The organism is Streptomyces sp. NPDC088812, assembly GCF_044750285.1.
GTDB lineage: Bacteria > Actinomycetota > Actinomycetes > Streptomycetales > Streptomycetaceae > Streptomyces.
Window position 1 is genome coordinate 249,734 of the sequence record NZ_JBIVJP010000004.1, and the last position, 21,038, is coordinate 270,771.

Annotated in this window: 20 protein-coding genes; 10 read left to right on the forward strand and 10 right to left on the reverse strand. The window is 75.1% G+C overall.

The window, feature by feature from the left end; all coding sequences use genetic code 11:
• Window positions 1-91: 91 nt before the first annotated feature.
• The 3 genes from ACIP67_RS09490 to ACIP67_RS09500 all read right to left on the reverse strand — a co-directional run bounded on the left by ACIP67_RS09490 (window position 92) and on the right by ACIP67_RS09500 (window position 4,019).
• A complete protein-coding gene (locus ACIP67_RS09490) occupies window positions 92-1,081 on the reverse strand; it encodes a small ribosomal subunit Rsm22 family protein (protein WP_401689885.1) in 990 nt (329 codons plus the stop codon).
• 392 nt (window positions 1,082-1,473) lie between these two features.
• Window positions 1,474-2,538, reverse strand: coding sequence for a serine hydrolase domain-containing protein (locus ACIP67_RS09495; protein ID WP_401689888.1), 1,065 nt, complete (start codon window positions 2,536-2,538; stop codon window positions 1,474-1,476).
• Between the two features lie 56 nt (window positions 2,539-2,594).
• Entirely contained in the window at window positions 2,595-4,019 is a 1,425-nt protein-coding gene (locus ACIP67_RS09500; protein ID WP_401689891.1) for a multidrug effflux MFS transporter, read from the reverse strand.
• Window positions 4,020-4,103: 84 nt separating this feature from the next.
• Between ACIP67_RS09500 and ACIP67_RS09505 the strand changes: the two genes are divergently transcribed.
• The 3 genes from ACIP67_RS09505 to ACIP67_RS09515 all read left to right on the forward strand — a co-directional run bounded on the left by ACIP67_RS09505 (window position 4,104) and on the right by ACIP67_RS09515 (window position 6,772).
• The gene (locus ACIP67_RS09505) at window positions 4,104-5,105 is read left to right on the forward strand and encodes a Gfo/Idh/MocA family protein (RefSeq protein ID WP_401689894.1); all 1,002 of its coding nucleotides are present in this window, start codon (window positions 4,104-4,106) and stop codon (window positions 5,103-5,105) included.
• Between the two features lie 177 nt (window positions 5,106-5,282).
• Window positions 5,283-5,906 (forward strand): TetR/AcrR family transcriptional regulator, encoded by a 624-nt coding sequence (locus ACIP67_RS09510; protein ID WP_401689897.1) that lies wholly within the window; start codon window positions 5,283-5,285, stop codon window positions 5,904-5,906.
• Window positions 5,907-6,034: 128 nt separating this feature from the next.
• A complete protein-coding gene (locus ACIP67_RS09515) occupies window positions 6,035-6,772 on the forward strand; it encodes a bifunctional DNA primase/polymerase (protein WP_401689900.1) in 738 nt (245 codons plus the stop codon).
• Between the two features lie 17 nt (window positions 6,773-6,789).
• On the opposite strand, the gene ACIP67_RS09520 is transcribed toward ACIP67_RS09515, so the two are convergent.
• From ACIP67_RS09520 to ACIP67_RS09530, 3 genes are all read right to left on the reverse strand, one after another.
• Complete coding sequence (locus ACIP67_RS09520; RefSeq protein ID WP_401689903.1) at window positions 6,790-7,815, reverse strand: hypothetical protein; 1,026 nt, start codon at window positions 7,813-7,815, stop codon at window positions 6,790-6,792.
• Between the two features lie 158 nt (window positions 7,816-7,973).
• Window positions 7,974-8,795 carry a heme ABC transporter ATP-binding protein gene (locus tag ACIP67_RS09525; protein ID WP_401689906.1) on the reverse strand — a complete coding sequence of 274 codons (822 nt, stop codon included), beginning with the start codon at window positions 8,793-8,795 and terminating at the stop codon, window positions 7,974-7,976.
• Between the two features lie 368 nt (window positions 8,796-9,163).
• Entirely contained in the window at window positions 9,164-10,270 is a 1,107-nt protein-coding gene (locus ACIP67_RS09530; RefSeq protein WP_401689908.1) for a FecCD family ABC transporter permease, read from the reverse strand.
• Window positions 10,271-10,444: 174 nt separating this feature from the next.
• Here ACIP67_RS09530 and ACIP67_RS09535 point away from each other — a divergent pair, with 174 nt between their 5' ends.
• The 3 genes from ACIP67_RS09535 (at window position 10,445) to ACIP67_RS09545 (ending at window position 12,278) form a co-directional block, all read left to right on the forward strand.
• Window positions 10,445-10,804: a hypothetical protein gene (locus ACIP67_RS09535; protein WP_401689910.1), complete on the forward strand. Its 360-nt coding sequence runs from the start codon at window positions 10,445-10,447 to the stop codon at window positions 10,802-10,804.
• A gap of 52 nt (window positions 10,805-10,856) precedes the next feature.
• Complete coding sequence (locus ACIP67_RS09540; protein ID WP_401689913.1) at window positions 10,857-11,513, forward strand: PhzF family phenazine biosynthesis protein; 657 nt, start codon at window positions 10,857-10,859, stop codon at window positions 11,511-11,513.
• 279 nt (window positions 11,514-11,792) lie between these two features.
• Window positions 11,793-12,278, forward strand: a complete 486-nt coding sequence (locus ACIP67_RS09545) for a hypothetical protein (RefSeq protein ID WP_401689916.1) — start codon at window positions 11,793-11,795, stop codon at window positions 12,276-12,278.
• Between the two features lie 62 nt (window positions 12,279-12,340).
• On the opposite strand, the gene ACIP67_RS09550 is transcribed toward ACIP67_RS09545, so the two are convergent.
• Together ACIP67_RS09550 and map are read right to left on the reverse strand one after the other, a co-directional pair.
• Window positions 12,341-12,988: a heme oxygenase (biliverdin-producing) gene (locus tag ACIP67_RS09550; protein WP_401689918.1), complete on the reverse strand. Its 648-nt coding sequence runs from the start codon at window positions 12,986-12,988 to the stop codon at window positions 12,341-12,343.
• Window positions 12,989-13,181: 193 nt separating this feature from the next.
• Window positions 13,182-14,039 carry a type I methionyl aminopeptidase gene (map, locus tag ACIP67_RS09555; RefSeq protein WP_401689921.1) on the reverse strand — a complete coding sequence of 286 codons (858 nt, stop codon included), beginning with the start codon at window positions 14,037-14,039 and terminating at the stop codon, window positions 13,182-13,184.
• A gap of 57 nt (window positions 14,040-14,096) precedes the next feature.
• Between map and ACIP67_RS09560 the strand changes: the two genes are divergently transcribed.
• Window positions 14,097-14,330 (forward strand): hypothetical protein, encoded by a 234-nt coding sequence (locus ACIP67_RS09560; protein ID WP_401689924.1) that lies wholly within the window; start codon window positions 14,097-14,099, stop codon window positions 14,328-14,330.
• A 290-nt stretch (window positions 14,331-14,620) separates the two neighbouring features.
• Here ACIP67_RS09560 and ACIP67_RS09565 read toward each other — a convergent pair whose 3' ends face one another.
• Window positions 14,621-15,220: a hypothetical protein gene (locus tag ACIP67_RS09565; RefSeq protein WP_389511753.1), complete on the reverse strand. Its 600-nt coding sequence runs from the start codon at window positions 15,218-15,220 to the stop codon at window positions 14,621-14,623.
• A gap of 175 nt (window positions 15,221-15,395) precedes the next feature.
• Between ACIP67_RS09565 and npdG the strand changes: the two genes are divergently transcribed.
• Entirely contained in the window at window positions 15,396-16,124 is a 729-nt protein-coding gene (gene npdG / locus ACIP67_RS09570; RefSeq protein ID WP_401689927.1) for an NADPH-dependent F420 reductase, read from the forward strand.
• Window positions 16,125-16,213: 89 nt separating this feature from the next.
• Window positions 16,214-16,393, forward strand: a complete 180-nt coding sequence (locus ACIP67_RS09575) for a hypothetical protein (protein WP_401689930.1) — start codon at window positions 16,214-16,216, stop codon at window positions 16,391-16,393.
• On the opposite strand, the gene ACIP67_RS09580 is transcribed toward ACIP67_RS09575, so the two are convergent.
• Window positions 16,383-17,183 (reverse strand): site-2 protease family protein, encoded by an 801-nt coding sequence (locus ACIP67_RS09580; RefSeq protein ID WP_401689932.1) that lies wholly within the window; start codon window positions 17,181-17,183, stop codon window positions 16,383-16,385. The genes ACIP67_RS09575 and ACIP67_RS09580 overlap by 11 nt on opposite strands.
• A 198-nt stretch (window positions 17,184-17,381) precedes the next feature.
• On the opposite strand from ACIP67_RS09580, the gene ACIP67_RS09585 reads away from it, so the two are divergent.
• Window positions 17,382-21,038 carry an AfsR/SARP family transcriptional regulator gene (locus ACIP67_RS09585; RefSeq protein WP_401689936.1) on the forward strand — a complete coding sequence of 1,219 codons (3,657 nt, stop codon included), beginning with the start codon at window positions 17,382-17,384 and terminating at the stop codon, window positions 21,036-21,038.

Below are 21,038 nucleotides of genomic sequence, written 5' to 3' on the forward strand. Positions count from 1 at the left end.
CCGGCCGGGACCCCCTAGGGACCGCCCTGCCCGGCCGGGACCGCCCTAGGGACCGCCCTGCCCGGCCGGAACCCCCTAGGGACCGCCCTGCCTACGGGGCCGGCGGCGGCCAGGCGTCGCCCCAGTCGGCGTCCCGCGCCGCCCGGTACAGCTCGCCGTGGCGTTTGGTCACCGTCGTCCGCTCCAGCCGCTCCTCGGCCCCGCACAGGTCGAGGAGCACCTGGCCCTTGCGGATCTGCGGCCGCCGGACCACCCGGGCGGACGCCGGGGCGACGGGGAAGCGGGCGGCGGCGACGTAGGAGAACTTCTCGTCCTCGTACGCCAGCGAACCGCCCTTGACCTGCCGGTGCAGCGAGGAGCGGCTGACCCGCGCCGAGAAGTGGCACCAGTCGGTGCCCGGCACGATCGGACAGGCGGCGCTGTGCGGGCAGGGCGCGGCGATGCGGAAACCGGCGGCGACGAGCCGGCCGCGGGCCTCGATGATCCGCGCGTAGCCGTCCGGGGTGCCCGGCTCGACGATCACCACGGCCTGCGCGGCGGCCGCGGCGGCGTCCACCAGGGCGGCGCGGTCGGCGGCGGACAGCTCGTTGAGGACGTAGGAGACGGTGACCAGGTCGGTGGCGTCCAGGGCGAGCGCCGCGCCGATGCGGGCGCGCTGCCAGCGGACGTCCCGCAGCGCCGGGTTCGCGTCCGCGATCTCCCGGCCCAGGGCCAGCGCGGGCTCCGCCCAGTCCAGGACGGTCACCGGGCGCTGCCCGCTCCAGGTCGCGCCGACCGCCCAGGTGGCCGCGCCGGTGCCGCCGCCGACGTCCACATGGCCGCCGGGCACCCACCCGGGCACGGCGTCCGCGAACGCCTCCAGCGCCGACCGGACCGCCTCGAAGGTCGCCGGCATGCGGTACGCGGCGTACGCGGCCACATCGGCGCGGTCGCGCAGGATGGGCGCGTCGGTGGGCGTGGCCCCCCGGTAGTTGGCGATCAACCGGTCCACGGCCTGCGCGGCCTGCTTGGGCGGGAGCCCGTCGAGGAGATCCGTGAGGGCGCCACGGAGCAGCTCGGAGGCGGATACGGAGACGTTCACCCCACGATTTTCTCAGGTCCCGCACCCGCCCCCGACCCGCCGGCCCCCACGGTGCGATCGGCGCCCGCCTGTCCCCGGGCCGCGGGGTTCCCCGTATCGGGCCGTCGGCCCCTATGGTGCGATCGGCGCCCGCCTGTCCCCGGGCCGCGGGGTTCCCCGTATCGGGCCGTCGGCCCCTATGGTGCGATCGGCGCCCGCCTGTCCCCGGGCCGCGGGGTTCCCCGTATCGGGCCGTCGGCCTCTGCGGTGCGGTCGGCACTCGCCTGTCCCCGGGCCGCGGGGTTCCCCGTATCGGGCCGTCGGCCCCTACGGGGCGAACGGCGCCCGCCTGTCCCCGGACCGCCGGGTTCCCCGTACCCGACCGGCGGGTTCCCCGCCTCAAGCCGCCGGGCTCACCGCATCGCCCTCGCCAGTCGCGTCCCCGCCCGGGCCCGTGGCGTGCTGTCCGGTGCCCGGCGCACCGGATGCACCGTGTTCGCCAGCAGGACGAGGAAACTGTCCGTCGCCGGGTCCAGCACCAGCGACGTCCCCGTGAACCCCGTGTGGCCCGCGGCACCCCGGCCGGCGAGCTCCCCCATGAACCACGGCTGGTCCACCGTGAACCCCAGCCCCGGCCGCGTCAGCAGCAGTTCCGCGAAGTCCGGCCCGAGGACGCGGGCGGGCCCGTACGCGCCGCCTGCGAGCAGGGCCCGGCAGAACACGGCCAGGTCGCGGCCCGTGGAGAACAGGCCCGCGTGACCGGCCACCCCGCCCAGCGCCCAGGCGTTCTCGTCGTGCACCACGCCCCGCAGCGGGCCCCGGTCGGCCTTGGCCCACGGGCGCCGCTGGTCCTCGGTGGCCGCCGCGCCGGGGCAGGGCCCGAAACCGGTCGACGTCATGCCCAGCGGCCCGGTGATCCCGTCGCGCACGAGGACGTCCAGGCCGCGCCCGGTCAGCCGCTCCAGGAGCTGCTGGAGCAGCAGCATGTTCAGGTCGGAGTACCGGTACGTGCCCGGCTCGTCCACCGGCGCCTCGGCACGCAGCAGCTCCAGGCGCTCCGTGTCGTCCGCGCAGTCGTACAGCGGCAGCTCGGGACGGAGGCCGGAGGTGTGGGTGAGCAACTGGCGGACGGTGACGCCGTGGGCGGCGGCCGCGCGGAAGTCCGGCAGGTAGGCGCCGATCCGCGTGTCGATGCCGAGCGTGCCCCGTTCGATCTGCTGGACCGCCGCGACCGACGTGAACAGCTTGGTGAGGGAGGCCAGGTCGAACGGCGTGTCCACGGTCATCGCGACGCGTCTGCCGGGCGGCAGCTCCACGCCCGCGCCGGCCTCGGGGTCGTACGCCGCGTAGCGCACCGCCCAGCCGGCCGCCCGCTGGACGGCGATCACCGGGCCGCGTCCGGCGACCACGACGGCGCCCGCAGCCCAGGGGCGGCCGCCACGGGTGAGGCCCTCGACGTCCCACGCGAGGTGCCGCATCTCCTCGGGGTCGAGCCCGGCCCGCTCCGGGGTGTCGACGCGCAGCCGCGGTGCGCTCAGCTGTCCGCTCCCCGGTGCCCGGCGCCGCCCGTGCGGGCGGCGCCTCCGCTCTCCACCGCCGCCGGGCCCCTCCGGGGACGGCACAGGCCGGCGAAACAGGCCAGCGCCACCAGCGTGGCCACCAACTGCACGACGGCCATCGGCACGGCGGTGTCCTCGCCGGCGATCCCGACCAGCGGCGAGGCGATCGCGCCGATGAGGAAGGACGACGTTCCCAGCAGGGCGGACGCCGAGCCCGCGGAGTGGCGGACCCGCATCAGGGCGAGCGTCTGGGCGTTGGGCAGGACGACGCCCATCGCGGACATCAGGACGAACAGGGCGGCGGCCACCGGGACCAGCCCCACCTCGCCGACCACGCCCGACGCCATCAGCAGCAGCGCCGACGCCGCCAGTACGACGACCACCAGACCGGCGACCAGCACCCGGTCCAGGCGGACCCGGCCCACCAGCACCTTGCCGTTGACCTGGCCGACCGCCACCAGCCCGATCGAGTTCAGGCCGAACAGCAGGCTGTACGTCTGCGGCGAGGCGCCGTAGAGCTCCTGGACGACGAACGGCGAGGCCGAGATGTAGGCGAACAGGGCGGCGAAGGCGAAGCCGCCGGTGAGGAGGTAGCCGGTGAAGGGCAGGTCGGCGAGGAGGGCGCGCATCGAGCGCAGGGCCTCGCCCACGCCGCCCGAGTGGCGTTGGGCGGGCGGCAGCGTCTCCGGGAGCCGCGCCGCCACCAGGCAGGCCAGCAGCGCCCCGACCACCGTCAGGACCACGAACACGCCCCGCCAGTCCGTCACCCGCAGGATCTGCCCGCCGATCAGCGGCGCCACCACCGGGGCCACCCCCGAGACCAGCATCAGGGTGGAGAAGAAGCGGGCCATCGCCACACCGTCGTACAGGTCCCGCACCACCGCCCGCGCGATCACGATGCCCGCCGCGCCCGCGAGGCCCTGCACCAGCCGGAACGCGATGAGCAGTCCGACGGTGGGCGCCAGCGCGCACAGGGCCGTGGCCAGGACGTACACGGCCAGTCCGCCGAGCAGGGGACGCCGGCGCCCCCAGCGGTCGCTCATCGGCCCGACCACCAGCTGCCCCAGGGCCATGCCGGCCAGACAGGCGGTCAGCGTGAGCTGGACGGTGGCGGCCGGCGCGTGCAGGGAGCGGGTGACCTCCGGGAGCGCCGGGAGGTACATGTCCATCGCCAGCGGGGGAGTGGCGGTCAGACCGCCCAGGAGGAGGACGACGAGCAGCCCGGTCCGCCGCTCGGCGGGCGACGGCCCCGCCGGGCGTCCCGAGGAGCCCGTCCGGCCCGCCCGGCCTGCCCGGTCGGCCCGTCCCGCCTGCCCTGTCCGTCCCGCCCGTCCCGCCCGTTCCGTCTCCGTGTCGACCGTGTCCGGCCCGCCCGTTATCGGCGCCCCACCCTCGGGCATCTGGCCGCCCCTCCCTCTCCGACGTCTTCGCGACCTATGCTCTCAGCTCGAACGCACCGATGGGACGGCACGAGGGTGGGCGGGATGACGACGGACAGCGTGCGGTGGGGGATCCTGGCGACCGGCGGGATCGCCGCCGCCTTCACTGCGGACCTGATCGACCTGCCCGACGCGGAGGTCGTGGCGGTCGCCTCGCGCACCGAGACCTCGGCGCGGGCCTTCGCCGAGCGCTTCGGGATACCCCGCGCGTACGGCGACTGGGAGTCGCTCGCCTGGGACGAGGACATCGATGTCGTCTACGTCGCCACCCCGCACTCCGCGCACCGGTCCGCCGCCGGCCTGTGCCTCAAGGCCGGGCGGAACGTGCTGTGCGAGAAGCCGTTCACGCTGAACGTGCGGGAGGCCGAGGAACTCGTCGCGCTCGCCCGCGACAACGGGCGCTTCCTCATGGAAGCCATGTGGATGAACTGCAACCCGCTGATCCGGCGCCTGAAGACGCTCGTCGACGACGGCGCGATCGGCGAGGTGCGGACCGTGCAGGCCGACTTCGGCCTCGAAGGCCCCTTCCCGCCCTCGCACCGGCTGCGCGACCCCGCCCAGGGCGGCGGCGCCCTCCTCGACCTCGGCGTCTACCCCGTCTCCTTCGCCCAGCTCCTGCTCGGCGAACCCTCGGGCGTCTCCGCCCGCGCCGTCCTCTCCGCCGAGGGCGTCGACCTCCAGACCGTCGCCGCCCTGTCCTGGGACTCCGGCGCGCTCGCCGCCCTGCACTGCTCCCTCGTCGGCGGCACCGGCACCTCCGCCTCCGTCACCGGCTCGCGCGGCCGCATCGACATCCCGTCCGGCTTCTTCCACCCCGACCGCCTCGTCCTGCACCGCGCCGGCCGGGACCCCGAGGAGTTCACCGCCGACCCGGCCGACGGGCCCCGCACCACCATGCGCCACGAGGCCCGCGAGGTCATGCGCGCGCTGCGCGCCCGGGAGACCGAGTCGCCCCTTGTGCCCCTCGACGGCACCCTCGCCGTCCTGCGCACCCTGGACACGATCCGCCGCGACATCGGCGTCCGCTACCCGGGAGAGCCCGCGTAGCCGAGTCGGCTACCCGGGAGAGCCCGTAGCCGAGTCGGCTACCCGGGAGAGCCCGCGTAGCCGGCGCCCGTCCCGCCCCGTGCCCCTTTCCCGGCGGGCACGGGGCGAGGCGCGGCGTCTCGTCCCGGCGGGCACGGGGCGAGACGGGGCGTCTCATGTGCTTGGTACCGTCGTCGCATGGTCACCCAGCCCGGAAAGCCGGCCCCCGACACCGCCCGCCGCAGTGAGAAGTCCCGGCGGGCCATCTACGAGGCCGCCCTCGCGCTCGTCGGGGAGGTCGGGTACCCGAGGACCACGATCGAGGGCATCGCCGCCCGCGCCGGCGTCGGCAAGCAGACCATCTACCGGTGGTGGGGCTCCAAGGCCGACGTGCTGCTGGAGGCGTTCCTCGACCTGGGCGAGCAGGCGGCCGAGGCGGCGGGGCAGGTGCCGTACGCCATCCCGGACAGCGGGGACCTGGCCGCCGACCTCAGGGCCGTCCTGCGGGCCACCGTCGACGAGCTCCTCGACCCCCGCTTCGAGGCCCCGTCCCGCGCGCTGACCGCCGAGGGCCTCGTCAACGAGCAGCTCGGCCGCGAGTTCGTCACCAAGCTCCTCGAACCCAGCCTCCGGCTGTACGCCGACCGCCTGCTCTCCGCCCAGGCCGCCGGGGACGTCCGCGCGGACGTCGACCCGCGCATCGCCCTGGAACTCTTCGTCTCCCCGCTCGCCCAGCGCTGGCTCCAGCGCACCGGCCCCCTGTCGTACGAGTACACCGACACCCTCGTCGACTACGCCCTCCACGGACTCGCACCGCGATGACTTCCCCGGGCCGGCCCCATCCGTCCCGCTGGTCCCACCTGCCCCGATTGGGTGCTCCGGACCCCCGATGCGCAAGATGGTGGGACCATAGGGCATGCTGTCCGCACCACGGCGAGGCAAGGGGATAGATGAGCGCGGAGTACGGCGGCCGCACCGGCCGGCAGGGCAAACTCTCCCAGTGGCTGCGCGGACGCCGCCCCAAGGAGGCCGCCGACGACGGCGGCCGTGAGGCCCTGCTGCTCGCCGCCGCCGGAGCGGGACTGCCGCTCGCGCCCGCCGCCCATCCGGCCCCCGGCTACCGCTGCTCCTGCGACCGGGTCGGCTGTCCCACCCCCGCCCGGCACCCCGTGTCGTTCGCCTGGCAGACGCAGTCCACCACCGACCGCGCCCAGATCGAGCGCTGGGCCCGCCATCAGCCGCTGGCCAACTTCATCACCGCGACCGGCATGGTGCACGACGTCCTCGACGTGCCGCTGGAGGCCGGCCGGGAAGCACTCGACCGGCTGCTCGACGCGGGCGTCGAGGTCGGCCCGGTCGCCGCGAGCGACGACGGCCGCATGCTCTTCTTCACCCTCACCCGCGGCACCCCCGAGGACGAGGACGAGTGGTGGCCCTGCGAGCTGGACTGCCACCCCGAGACCATGGACGAGCACCCCGGCCTGCGCTGGCACTGCCGCGGCTCCTACGTCCTCGTCCCGCCCGCCCGCCTCCCCGGCGACGACGACCGCGCGGTGCACTGGGTCCGCGGCCTCGAGCACGCGCTGCCCGACCCGCTCACCCTCCTCGAGGTCCTCACCGACGCCTGCGCCCGCCACGTCGGCCAGGAGACCGGGCACCCGTCCTCGGCCTGGCCGCTGCGCCACTGAGAAGCGCGCCGAGGGAGCTACTCGCCCTTCGCCGCCGTCAGCCCCTCCAGCCGGCTGAGCAGCGACACCTTGCCGTTCCCGGAGCCCTTCGCCGGGTCCAGGGCCACCTCGTTGGCGACGAACTCCATCGTCAGGGACTGCTTGACCTCCCCGGTCGTCAGCGCCTGGACGTTCTCGTTCTGCGTCGGCACCGTCGCCCCCGCCGCGGCCGTCTGCTTCACGTAGTGGTGCGTGGTGAAGAACACCAGCGCCCCGCCGTCCGCGGTGCGCAGCGCCAGCGGCGCGAAGTCACCGCTGGTCAGGGACTGGTCGACGTACTGCGTGGCCAGTCCCGGCTTGCTGGAGTTCTTCTCCCGCGTGGCGCGCAGCTCGCTGGTGTACGTGCCGTCCGCGAAGGCCTCCCCGCCGTCGTGCAGGTAGGTCGCGTAGTCCTTGCTCAGGTCCTCCGGGGAGCGCGTCAGTTCCCCGGAGCCGGCGGGCACCGCCTCGGCCCAGCCGTCCTTGTCCTTGCTGAACTCCGGCAGCGCCCCCGGCGCCACCAGCGTCAGGTAGGCCGCCTGCCAGGGGTCCGCCAGGCGGTTGCGGGTGAACACCAGCAGCCAGCGCACGTCACCGCCTTTGTTGGCCTGCGCGTCGGCGACGAACCAGCGCGGCCAGCCCGCTTTCTTGGGGATGGTGTACTGCACGTCCGTCAGCACCAGCGCCTTGTGCTGCGGGTTGCCGTCCGGGTGGTTGACCCGCCCCGCCTTCAGCCGCGCCGCGTCGATGGCGCCCAGCGCCCCGGTGGTGTGCTCGGCGTCGAGGGAAGCGTCGTACGCCGCGTCGGCCTTGTTGTACGCGGTCGTGAACTGCTCGACCGCCTTCGCGGCCTCGGCCCGGGTCGCCGCGGGGAGCACCACGCGCTCCCCGTGGACCACCACGCAGCCGCTCGCCGTCAGCGAGACGGCGGTGAGCGAGACCGCTATGACTGCGTTCCGGTCACGCCTGACGGGCCGTCGACGGCCGGTCGTCAGGCTGCGTTCCCCGGTGCGTTCCCTGGTCATCAGGTGTCTTCACCTTCCCCTTCCCGGAGGCGAACCCTACCGGGGCGGTGAACGGCGCGGACGCCGGGACCGGGTACAGCGGCCACACCGTGACCTGGCCGGCCACCGGGCCCGGCCGGCCGCCCGACTCGCCGCGGGGCAGGGGCGTGACGGCCGGCTCAGGGGCTCCGCCTGGGGTTGACGAGGAGGGCGCCCGTCTCCGGATGCGGCAGCACCTCGACCGGCTGGTCGTACACCTCGGTCAGCAGCGGCTCGGAGAAGACCTCGGCGGGCGGGCCGTCCGCCGCGACCCGCCCCGCGCGCAGCACCGCGACCCGGTGTGCGTAGGCCGCGGCGAGCCCCAGGTCGTGCAGGACGACGACCACCGCGTCGCCCGCCGCCGCCCGCTCCCGGCACAGCCGCAGCACCAGCTCCTGGTGCCGGAGGTCCAGGGCGGCGGTCGGCTCGTCGAGCAGCAGCAGCGGGGCGCGCTGGGCGAGGACCCGGGCGAGCGTGACACGGGCCCGCTCGCCGCCGCTGAGCGCGGAGAAGGGGCGCGCGGCGAAGGCGGTCACCTCGGTGGCGGCCATCGCCCCGGCCACCGCCAGGTCGTCCTCCGCGGGGGAGGAGGCGTGCGGCGCCCGTCCCATCCGGACCACGTCCGCCACGCAGAACGGGAAGGAGAGCGCCGCCGCCTGCGGCAACACCGCCCGCCGCACGGCAAGTTCGGGTGCCGTCCACTCCGTCGCCGGACGCCCGTGGATCCGTACGACACCCCGCGCGGCCGGCAGGTCGGCGGCGAGCGCGGCCAACAGGGTCGACTTGCCCGCGCCGTTGGGGCCGACGAGCGCGAGGACCTCACCGGCACGGACCCGTACGTCGACACCCCGCAGGACCTCACGGCCGCCCAGCCGGACATGGAGGGCGTCGGCCTCGGCGAGGACGTCGCCGGGGGCGGCGGGGGACGGTGGTGGGGTCGGCCGGGGGCGGAGGAGTCTCATACGGGGTTCCTCGGGGGTTCCTTGAGGGAAGCGGACGGGGACGGCGGAGCGGGACGACGGCCGACCGAACCGGCACGCGCACCTGCATCGGCATAGGCACGGGCACGGGCACGGGCATGGGCACTGGGGGTGGTGCCGGGACCAGCACGGGCACGGGCACGGGCACGGGCACTGGGGTGGTGCCGGGACCAGCACGGGCACGGGCACTGGGGTGGTGCCGGGACCAGCACGGGCACGGGCACTGGGGTGGTGCCGGGACCAGCACGGGCACGGGCACTGGGGTGGTGCCGGGACCAGCACGGGCACCGGCACCGGCACCGGCATCGGCGCCGCGGGCGGCGACGGGACCGGCGTGGGGCGGGCGGCCGTCAGGCCCACCCGCCCTGCTTGCGGCGGGTCCTGCGCAGCAGCCAGAAGAAGAAGGGGCTGCCGAGGAGGGCGGTGAGGACCCCTAGGGGGAGTTCCGCGGGGACGGCGACCGTGCGGGACACCAGGTCGGCGGCGAGCAGCACCAGAGCGCCGAGCAGGGCGCTGCCCGGGACCAGGAACCGGTGTCCCGGCCCCGCCGCCATCCGCAGCAGGTGCGGCACGACCAGGCCGACGAAGCCGATGATCCCGGACACGCTCACCGCGGCCGCGGTCAGCAGCGCGATGACGAGGATCAGCACGATCCGCAGCCGCTCCACGTCCACGCCCAGGTGCCTGGCCGGCCGTTCGCCGAGCGCCAGCAGGTCCAGGCGCCGGGAGTACAGGGGCGCGAGCGCCAGGCCGGTCACCGCGCACGGCAGCACCGCGAGCACCTTCGGCCAGGTCGCCTGGGAGAGGGAGCCGAGCTGCCAGAAGGTGATCTGCTGGATCGCCGCGGTGTCCGCGAAGAAGAGGCACAGCCCGATCAGCGCCCCCGCGAAGGCGTTCACCGCGATCCCGGTGAGGATCAGCGTCACCACCTCCGTGCGCCCACCGGACCGCGACATCACGTACACCAGCAGGACCGTGCCGAGACCGGCGGCGAAGGCGAAGGCGGACACCGTCCAGGTGCCGAGGAAGTTCACGCCGAACGCGATCGCGGCGACCGCGCCGACCGCCGCGCCGGAGGAGATGCCGATGACGCCCGGCTCGGCCAGGGGATTGCCGAACACGCCCTGCATCAACGCTCCCGCGCACCCCAGCGAGGCCCCGACGAGCAGCGCGAGGACGATCCTCGGGAACCGGACGTTCCACAGCACCGACTCCGCGACCCGGTCCAACTCCCCTCCACCGAGCCCGATCCGCTGCTGTACGGAGGACAACACGTCCCCGACGGGCACCGGATACGCCCCGAGTCCGGCGGCGACCGGCACGAGGACGAGCAGGCCCACGACCAGTCCGGCGGTCAGCAGTCCGGCCGTCCCGCGCCGCCCGCGCGGGGCCGTGGCCGTGCCCGGGGCCGCGGCGGCGGGCTCGACCGGCTCGACGGCCTCGTCCAGGACGGTCATACGGCACCCTCCGGGGCGTACCGCTGTCCGACGTCCGGTCTCGGTGAGCGTCGCACTGTCCTGTCCGTCCTTCCGGTCCGCCGATGGTCCCGGGCAGTGAAGAGCCGGGCAGGACAGAGCTTAGGTTAGCCTTACCTTTACTCGCTACCGGTTGTCGCCCCGGAGGACCCCCTCATGCCCGCGCACCCCCGCGCCCTGGTCACCGCCGTGACCACGGCCCTCGCCGTGTTCTGCGCGGCCCTGTCGGCGGTCCTGCTCCCGGCCGGCGCCTCCCGCGCCGCGACCCGCGCCCCGCAGGGTGTCCCCTCCTACGCCGTCACCGACGGCCTCCGCCGGACGCTCGCCGACGTCCGCGTCACCGTGCGGCGCGGCGGGGGCGGCGATGCCGGCGCGACGGGCGGCGCGATCGGCGGCGGCACGGGCCCCGCCGGTTCCGACGTTCCGGTCGGCGCCCTCGGAACGGCGTCCGCGGCGACGGTCCTCGCGGGCGCCGGGGTGGTGTTCGCGGTGCGCAGGCGCTCCTCGGACACCTGACCTGCTCCGACCTGGGGCGCCCCCGTAGCCCGCGCGATGCTTCAATTCCCCCGTGACTGACTACGACGTGCTCCGCGTCTTCTGCGCGCCCAACGGCGGATACGGCAACGAGCTGGGTGTCGTCCGTGACGGCTCCCGCGTGCCCGAGCGGAGCGACCGGCAGGAGATCGCGGCGAAACTCGGCTTCAGCGAGACCGTGTTCGTCGACGACCCCGAGCGCGGGATCATCGACATCTACACCCCCACCCTGCGCCTGCCCTTCGCCGGCCACCCCTGCGTCGGCACGGCCTGGCTGCTCGACGTACCCGAACTCGTCACTCCCGCCGGGGTCGCCGGCGTCCGTCTGGACGGCGAGTTCAGCTGGATCGAGGCGCGCGCGGAGTGGGCCCCGCCGCGCACCCTCCGCCAGTACGCCACCGCCGCCGAGGTGGACGACCTGCCCGTACCGCCGCCCGGCGAGTGGGTCTACGCCTGGGCGTGGGAGGACGAGGCGGCCGGGCGGATCCGCGCGCGGGCGTTCCCCGGCCGCGACGACGGCATCGAGGAGGACGAGGCGACCGGCGCGGCGGCCCTCCTCCTCACGGAACGGCTGGGCCGGGCCCTCAACATCACCCAGGGCGCGGGCTCACAGATCCTGACGGCCCCTCAGCCGCACGGCTGGGTCGAGATCGGCGGACGGGTCTACCTGGAGCGCTGTCCGGAACGCTGACCGGAGCACCGGACCGGGGCACCGGACCGGTGACGATACCGGTCCCGTGGCCGGTGCCGTGGCCGGTCCCGGTGCTGGTCGTGAGGTCGGTCCCGGCACCGGTCCGGCAGCGGTCGTGATGCCGGTCGTGAGGGCGGTCGTGATGCCGGCGCGGCCCGGAGGGCGGCCGCTCGGCGGTCCGTGGTCATTCGCACCTCCGTACGGGTGGTCCCGCGTGTGCGTGCCGTGGCGAGCGGGGACCGATGGGCGTGACCACTCAGCCTCCGTGAGAGGAGCATCATGCGTATCCGATCTGCCCTGGCCGCTGCCGCCCTGGGCGTCGCCCTGACCGCCGCGGGCGTCACGAGCGCCACCGCCGACGACGGGCACCGCACCTCGGACAAGGGCGACCACGCCTCCTGCAGCTCGTACATCGGCGGGATCGACACGGTCTCCAGCGACATCTTCTGGGCGGGCGTCAACTGCCACGACGGCCTCGGCTTCCTCCCCGGGAGCCGCCGCTCCGCCGACCACGAGCGCTCCTCGGACCACGAGCGCTCCTCGGACCACGACCGCTCCTCGGGCCACGACCGCTCCTCGGACCACGGCTACTCCTCGGACCACGACCCTCGTTCCGAGCACGGTCGTCACCCGGACGGCAAGCGTCCTTCGGGCCACGAGGGCTCCTCGGGTCACGAGGGCTCCTCGGGTCACGAGGGCTCCTCGGGTCACGACCGTCCCGCGGACCACGACGACTCCTCCGGCTACGGCCACCACCAGGACTGAGACGACATCGGGCCCGCCCCTCCCCCGTGGAGGTGCGGGCCCGGTCGTGTCCTCGCCGGCCCTCACGCCGACAGCGGGAACTCCTCGCCCAGCGCCCGGAACACCGCCGTGTTCAGGGCGAACGCCCGCTTGCACTCGGCCACGATCCGCTGCTTCTCCAGGTCGTCCGCGTCCACCGCGTCCAGCAGTTCCCGGTAACCCCGCTTGAACGCGGCCGGGTTGGCGACGTCCTCGAAGACGTAGAACCGGACGCCGTCGCCCTTCTTCTCGAAGCCCCAGGTCCGCTCCGCCCTGTCGCGGATGATCTGCCCACCGGAGAGGTCCCCGAGGTAACGGGTGTAGTGGTGGGCGATGTACCCGGCGGGCCACCGCTCGGCGCACTCGCGCACCCGCTCCGCGTACGCCCGTGTCGCCGGGAGCGCCGACAGGCCCGCCCGCCACCCGGGGCCCCGCAGATGCGCCAGGTCCCGCTCCAGCGCGGTGAGCCGGAACAGCTCCGGCTGGACGAACGGCCCGGCCACCGGGTCCGACGCCAGCCGCTCGGTCCCGGTCTCCAGCGCCTCGTAGACGAACCACAACTGCTCGGTGTAGCGCGCGTACGCGTCGACGCCGAGCCGGCCGCCGAGCAGATCGCCCATGAACGTCGAGGTCTCGGCCTCCACGTGCTGCTCGTGGGACGCGGTGCGGATAGCTGTCGAGAAGGAGTCCATACCCCAGATCTTCTATGGTTAGGCTTACCTAAGTCAACGTCTTGCCGACCTTCTGTCGGTAAGTTTACCGACGGTGGGTCGGTAAAAACCTCCGTCCCGAACTTACCCCGGCAACGCGGAACCCGCCCTCCGGGGGAGAGCGGGTTCGCACGAGGTCGGGTCGGGGGGCGGCGTCCGGTCCCCGCGGGGCGGGTCAGGGCAGCGTGAGGATCTCCGTGCCCGTCTCGGTCACGACCAGCGTGTGCTCGAACTGGGCCGTCCGCCTGCGGTCCTTCGTCACGACCGTCCAGCCGTCGTCCCACATGTCGTACTCGTGGGTGCCCAGCGTCAGCATGGGCTCGATGGTGAAGGTCATCCCGGGCTGGATCACGGTCGTGGCGTGCGGGCTGTCGTAGTGCGGGATGATCAGCCCGGAGTGGAACGACGAGTTGATGCCGTGGCCCGTGAAGTCCCGGACGACCCCGTACCCGAACCGCTTGGCGTACGACTCGATGACCCGGCCGATGATGTTGATCTGCCGGCCCGGCTTGACCGCCTTGATCGCGCGGTTCAGGGACTCCCGGGTCCGCTCCACCAGCAGCCGGCTCTCCTCGTCGACGTCCCCGACGAGGTAGGTGGCGTTGTTGTCGCCGTGCACCCCGCCGATGTACGCGGTCACGTCGAGGTTGACGATGTCGCCGTCGCGCAGCACCGTCGAGTCGGGGATGCCGTGGCAGATGACCTCGTTGACGCTCGTGCACAGCGACTTGGGGAAACCGCGGTAGCCGAGCGTCGAGGGGTAGGCGCCGTGGTCGCACATGTACGCGTGCGCCACCTTGTCCAGCTCGTCGGTGGTGACGCCCGGCGCGATCAGCTTCGCCGCCTCCGCCATGGCCCGCGCGGCGATCCGCCCGGCGACGCGCATGGCCTCGATCGTCTCGGGCGTCTGCACCTCCGGCCCGGTGTACGGGGTCGGCGCGGGCTTGCCGACGTACTCGGGGCGGCGGATGTTTCCGGGCACGGAACGGGTGGGGGACAGCTCCCCGGGGACGAGCAGCGACTGGGCGGACATGCCGCGAGTCTAACCAGCGGGCATGGGGGAACATGACGGTGGCGAGAGGAGCTGGTCATGCCCCTGTTCAAGAAGCGGACCGTCGGCAAGCCGGGCGAGTGGTACTACTGCCTGGAGCACAAGAAGGTCGAGGAGGGGCCGGACTGCCCGGCCAAGGACCGCTTCGGCCCGTACCCGACCCGCGGCGAGGCCGAGCACGCGATGGCGACCGCCCGCGACCGCAACCTCCAGTGGGAGAACGACCCCCGGTGGCACGACGCCCCGGCGGGCGGCACCACGGACGACGACTGACGCGTCCGCGCGGGTTCGGGCGTGGCGTTCACGCGGGTTCGTGCGTCGCGTTCGTGCGGGGCCGGCGAGGCGCGTCCGCACGGACCGTCCGGCAGGCGCGTCCGCGCCGTCCGGCAGACGCGTCCGCGCCATCCGGCAGGCGCGTCCGCGCGGGGGCGGCAGCGCGTCCGCGCGGGGGCGGCAGCGCGTCCGCGCCGGACCGGCAGCGCGTCCGCGCCGGACCGGCGACCGGCAGCGCGTCCGCGCGGGACTGGCGGAGAGCCTTGGAGCCCGGGACCGCCGCCCCGCGATCACCAGGAGGCGGGCGGTGGTGCGGTCAGGGACTCCGCCAGGCGGGAGAGGCGGTCCCGGAAGCGCCGGCGCCCGCGCGGGGAGGGCACCGTGTGCTCACCCGCCGCCGCGCTCACCAGGTGCTGCACGGTGTCCAGGTCGAGCTCCGCGCCGTCCGGCACGGCCAGCGCCTCGTGCGCCAGCGCCGTCAGCTCCGCCCCGCCCGGACCGAGGGCCAGCACGGTCACCCCGGCCCGCCGCGCGTCCGCCACCCGCTCCAGCAGCGGCGCGTCCCCCTCCGGCGACACCACCAGCAGGGTCTCGCCGCGCCGGGCGGCGTCGATCCGGCCCGGGCCGACCGCGAGGTGCGCCGGGTCCGTGGGCCGCGCGTCGAGCCGCACCAGGGTGGGGGCCAGCTCCGGCGTGCCCGACCAGGCGGCCTCGTCGACCAGATGGGCCGCCAGGTGCCACGGTTCGTACGCCGCGCTGCCCACCAGCAGCAGCCCGCCCCCGTGTTGCACCACGGACCCGCGCAGCACCGCGGCGAACCTGCGCGTGGCCCCCAGCCACTGCGTCCCGGCGAGCACCTCGCGCAGCAGCGCGACCCGTACGGCGTCCATGCGACCGCATGGTGCCGCAACCCGCGCGCCCCCGCCCGGTGTTCGCCGCGGATTCCCCCGACCCGGGGAACGTGACGGCCGCCACGCCCGGCGTGTCGCGGGGATCACCCCGGGGCCGCGCCCCCACCACGCCCCGCGCCCCGTCGGAGCGCCGCCGCGCACGTACAGTCGGCCCATGACCTCTACCGACAGCGCACAGACCGCCCCCGCGAAGGCCCCCGCGAAGGCTCCCGCCAAGGACCCGTGGGACCTCCCCGACGTCTCCGGGCTCGTCGTCGGGGTGCTCGGCGGGACCGGGCCGCAGGGCAAGGGCCTCGCGTACCGCCTCGCCAGGGCCGGACAGAAGGTGATCATCGGCTCCCGGGCCGCCGACCGCGCCCGGACCGCCGCCGACGAGCTCGGCCACGGTGTCGAGGGCGCCGACAACGCCGAGACCGCGCGCCGCAGCGACATCGTGATCGTCGCCGTGCCGTGGGACGGTCACGGCGCGACCCTCCAGGCCCTGCGCGAGGAGCTCACGGGCAAGCTCGTCGTCGACTGCGTCAACCCGCTCGGCTTCGACAAGAAGGGCGCCTACGCGCTGAAGCCGGAGGAGGGCAGCGCCGCCGAGCAGGCCGCCGCCCTGCTGCCCGGCTCCCGGGTCACCGCCGCCTTCCACCACCTGTCGGCCGTGCTGCTCCAGGACCCGGAGATCGACGAGATCGACACGGATGTCATGGTCCTCGGCGAGGACCGCGCCGACGTCGAGACCGTGCAGGCCCTCGCCGGCCGCATCCCCGGCATGCGCGGCATCTTCGCGGGCCGCCTGCGCAACGCCCACCAGGTCGAGTCGCTGGTCGCCAACCTGATCTCCGTCAACCGCCGCTACAAGGCGCACGCGGGGCTGCGCGTCACCGACGTGTGAGCCGCGCTCCCGCATGGGGGACACTGGACGGCACCAGCAGTGTCCCCCCACGGGACCTCCGACAGGACCCCGACAGGAGAACGACCCCCATGCCCCGCCTCGCCCTCTTCGCCCTCGTCGTCTGCCTCCTCGCCGTCGCCGCGGCGGTCGTCTCCTTCGCGAACGGCAGCTGGCTGGGCGTCGTCTGGGTGCTGCTGGCGGGGCTGTCGTCCAACATGACCTGGTACTACGCCAAGCGCGAGAAGCTCCGCAGGTCCGTCACGGGCTGACCGCGCAGATCTCCGCCGTCCCCTCCCAGAAGCGATACAGCGACTGACCGCAGTACGTCTCGAAGTCGCCCACGCCGAGACCGCGCAGCGCCGCGTCGACCACGTCGAAGAACGCGCCGTTGACCGCCGGCACCCACAGCAGCGCGAACACGAACAGCAGGCCGAACGGAGCGAACGGCTCCACCTGCCGCTTCACGCCGTACGGCAGCCAGGGCTCGATCACCCCGTAGCCGTCGAGGCCGGGCACCGGCAGGAAGTTCAGGATCGCCGCCGTGACCTGGAGCAGCGCCAGGAACGCCAGCGCGTACCGGAAGTCGGCGGGTACGCCGTCCAGCGCGTCCAGCCAGAAGGGGGCCGTGCACACCGCGGCGAACAGCACGTTCGTCAGCGGGCCGGCCGCCGAGATCAGGCTGTGCCGCCAGCGGCCCCGGATCCGCCCGCGCTCGATGAACACGGCGCCGCCCGGCAGGCCGATCCCGCCCATGATGACGAACAGGACCGGCAGCACCACGCTGAGCAGCGCGTGCGTGTACGCGAGCGGGTTCAGCGTGAGATACCCCTTGGCGCCCACCGAGATGTCCCCGCCGTGCAGGGCGGTGCGCGCGTGCGCGTACTCGTGCAGGCACAGCGACACCACCCACGCCGCCGTCACGAACAGGAACACGGCCACGCCGGGCTGCTCGGCGAACCCCGTCCAGGTCGCCCATCCCGTGACCGCCATGACGGCCACGATGCCGACGAAGACGGGGCTGACCCTCCGGTCGCTGCGGCGGGTGAGGGCGGTCGTCATGGTGCTCCCTGGGCTCGGTGCGGGGTGGAGTGCGGGGGTGGAGTGCGGGGGTGGAACCGCCCGACCGTACCGGGCGCAGGGGGAAAACGTCTCGCGGGTGGTCGTCGGTTCCTGCGAGGGTGGGCGGAGGGGAACGCGGGCGTCCCGGTCCGCCGCGCCGCCGGAACCCCGTGACCGGCCCCCGGCCCACCGGAGACAATGGACCCCGTGCGCTACCGCATCCTCGGCACCACCCAGGCACTCCGCCCCGACGGCACCCCCGTCGCCGTGGGCGGGGCACGGCTGCGTGCCCTGCTGACCGTACTGGCCCTGCGGGCCGGCCGGACCGTGCCCGCCGCTCTGCTGGTCGACGAGGTGTGGGCCGGGGACCCGCCCGCCGACGCGCCGGGCGCGCTCCAGGCGCTCGTCGGGCGGCTGCGCCGCGCCCTCGGCGCCCAGGAGGTCGCCTCCGTGGACGGCGGCTACCGGCTCACCGCCCCGCCCGACACGGTCGACCTGCACCGCTTCGAGCGGCTGACCGGCGACGGACTGCGCGCCCTCGCCGACGACGACCCCGCCAAGGCGTCCGTCCTCCTCGACGACGCCCTCGCCCTGTGGCAGGGCCCGGCCCTCGCCGACCTGCCCGACCGCACCGCCGAGGCGGCCCGCCGGGAGGCCCGCCGCCTCGACGCCGTGCGCGCCCGCCACACCGCCGCCCTCGCCCTCGGCCATGCCGGACAGTCGTTGCCCGAGCTGACCGCCCTGTGCGACGCGCACCCCTTCGACGAGCCCCTCCAGGCGCTGCGCCTGCGCGCCCTGCGCGACACCGGCCGCACCGCCGAGGCGCTCGCCGCCTACGAGGACGTCCGCCGGCTCCTCGCCGACCGGCTGGGCTCGGACCCGGGCCCCGAACTGCGCACCCTGCACGGCGAACTGCTGACCCCGGCCGAGCTGCCGGCCCCGGCCCCGCGCCACGACGGCCCGCGCACCTCCGCCGGGGGTGCCGGCCGCACCGGGGGCGCCGGCCGCAGCGGGGACGCCGGCCGCAGCGGGGACGCCGCGTCCCCGGCCCGTGGCACGCCCGGCATACCCGGCGCGCCCGGCTCCCCGCCCCTCCCGGGCACCCCGGCGGCCACCCCGGGGCACGGCCCGGCGGCCACCCCGGCAAGAGCCGTCCGGGCGGCGGGTGGCGGTCCGATCCCGCCGGTGGACGGCTGGGTCCCGCCGGTGGACGGTTCCGCCCGGCCGGTTGGTGGCTCGGTCCGGCCGGTGGACGGCTGGGTCCCGCCGGTGGACGGTTCCGCCCGGCCGGTTGGCGGCTCGGTCCCGCCGGTGGACGGCTTCGCCCCGCCGGCGGACGGCTCCGCCCCGGCTCCCGGCAACCTCCGCGCCCGGCTGACCTCCTTCGTCGGACGGGAGGCCGACATCGAGGCCCTCCGGGGCGACCTCGCCGACGCCCGGCTCGTCACGCTGCTCGGACCCGGCGGCGCGGGCAAGACCCGGCTGTCGCAGGAGGCCGCCGAGACCGTACGGGACACCACCCGCGACGGCGTCTGGCTGGCCGAGCTGGCGCCCGTCGCCGACCCGGACGCCGTACCGCAGGCCGTCCTCACCGCCGTGGGAGCCCGCGAGACCGTGCTGTACGGCGCCGGCGCCGAGGAGATGCGGGTCGCCGGCGAACGCCACGACGACCCCGTGGAACGCCTCGTCGAGCACTGCGCCCGGCGCCGCATGCTGATCGTCCTCGACAACTGCGAGCACGTCGTCGAGGCCGCCGCCCGGCTCGCCGAGGAACTGCTCGGCCGCTGTCCCGGCCTGACGGTCCTCGCCACCAGCCGGGAACCGCTCGGTGTGCCCGGCGAGGTGCTGCGCCCGGTGGAACCGCTGCCGGAGCCGGTCGCGCTGTGTCTGCTCGCCGACCGGGGAGCCGCCGCCCGGCCCGGCTTCCGCGTCGGCGACGACCCCGAGGCCTGCGCCGAGATCTGCCGCAGGCTGGACGGCCTGCCCCTCGCCATCGAGCTGGCCGCCGCACGCCTGCGCATGCTGACCCCCCGTCAGATAGCCGACCGGCTCGACGACCGCTTCCGTCTCCTCACCTCCGGCAGCCGTACCGTCCTGCCCCGCCAGCAGACCCTGCGCGCCGTCGTCGACTGGTCCTGGGACCTGCTCGACGCCGACGAACGCGAGGTCCTCGGCCGGTTGTCGGTGTTCGCCCGGGGCTGCGACCTCGCCGCCGCCGAGGCCGTGTGCGGCCCGGCCGCCATCGACGCGCTCGGCTCCCTCGTCGACAAGTCGCTCGTGGTGGCCGCCCCCGCCGCCGACGGCGCGATGCGCTACCGGCTCCTGGAGACCGTCGCCGAGTACGCGGGCGAACGCCTCGACGAGTCCGGCGACCGCCCCTCGGCCGAGCGGGCCCATCTGACGTACTACCGCGAACTCGCCCGCGCCACCGACGTGCTGCTGCGCGGCCCCACACAGCGCGCCGCCGTCGACCTCTTCCAGCTGGAGTACGAGAACCTGCGCACCGCGCTGCGCCGGGCCGTCGCCGCGCGCGACGAGCAGGAGGCGCTGTGCCTCACGCTCTCCCTGGCCGTCTACTGGCACATGCGCGATCTGCGCATCGAGGCCCGCACCTGGTGCAGCGAGGTCATGGCCCTGGGCCCCGACCCGTTCACCGAGCCCGTCCGCCCCGCCGCCCCGTTGTGGCAGTCCTGCACCGCCGCCCCGCCGCCGATGACCGGCGAGGTCCTCGCCGAGGCCCGGCGCGGTGTCCACCTGGCCCATCTCGCCTGCATGGACACCGAACTGGACGCCTGGCAGAACCCGGCGGCCCAGGCCAAGCTGCGCGTCATCGCCCAGACCTACGAGCCCGGCCTCCCGCAGACCTGCCGGTCCCCCGGACTGCTCTGGTTCTACGCCGTGATGCTCACCGGCGACATGGACCGCATCCGCGCCATCATCGACGCCAACGTCCGTACCTGCCGGGAGACCCCCGGATTCGAGTGGGAGCTCGCCAACTGCCTCCACATGCGGGCCAACCTGCTCGCCAACCGCTCCGACTGGGCGGGCGACGCGGGCCGGGACGCCGACGAGTCCCTGGAGATCTTCCGTCGGCTGGACGACGCCTGGGGCACCGCCGAGGCCCTCTCCGCCCGCGCCGAGGCCCGCGAGCGGCTGGGCGCCTACCGGGAGGCCGCCGCCGACTACGAGGAGGCCATGGAGCACGCCGAACGGCTCGGCGCCCGCGCCCAGCTGGCGGTCCTCGGTGCCCGGCTGGGCAGCACGCTGGTGGAGGCCGGCGAGGAGGAGCGCGGCGAACGCGTGCTGCGCGAGGTCATCGACGGCACGGACGGCGCGGCCAACGAGGCCATGCCCGCCGCGCGCCTCTTCCTGGCCGGCCGGCTCGGCCTGGACGGCCGCCGCGCCGAGGCCCGCGAACAGCTCCGGCTGCTGCGCGAGGAGTTCACCATCGCGCACTTCGCCGTCTTCGACGCCTTCATCCTCAGCGCCGAGGCCTGGCTGGACGCGGCCGACGAACGGTACGAGGAGTCGCTGGTCACCGTCCGCAAGGCGTTGGAGCGGGGCGGCGACCCGCTGTCCGTGGCCATCGCCCCGTACATGCGGTCGCACTTCCTGACCGTCGCCGCGATCGTCCTGGCCGGTGCCGACGGCGGCAGCCGCGCCTCGGCGGGCGCCCGCTGCCTCGGCGCCGCCGACAGCCTGCTCCCGCCCGGCCACATCGCCCCGCGCCTGGAACGCCACACCCGCGACCTGGCCGAGACACGCGCCCGCGCCGCGCTCGGCGAGGAGGCGTACGAGGCGGCGTACGCCGAGGGCGGCGGCCTCTCCTACGAGGAGGCCACCGCCCTGGTGTGA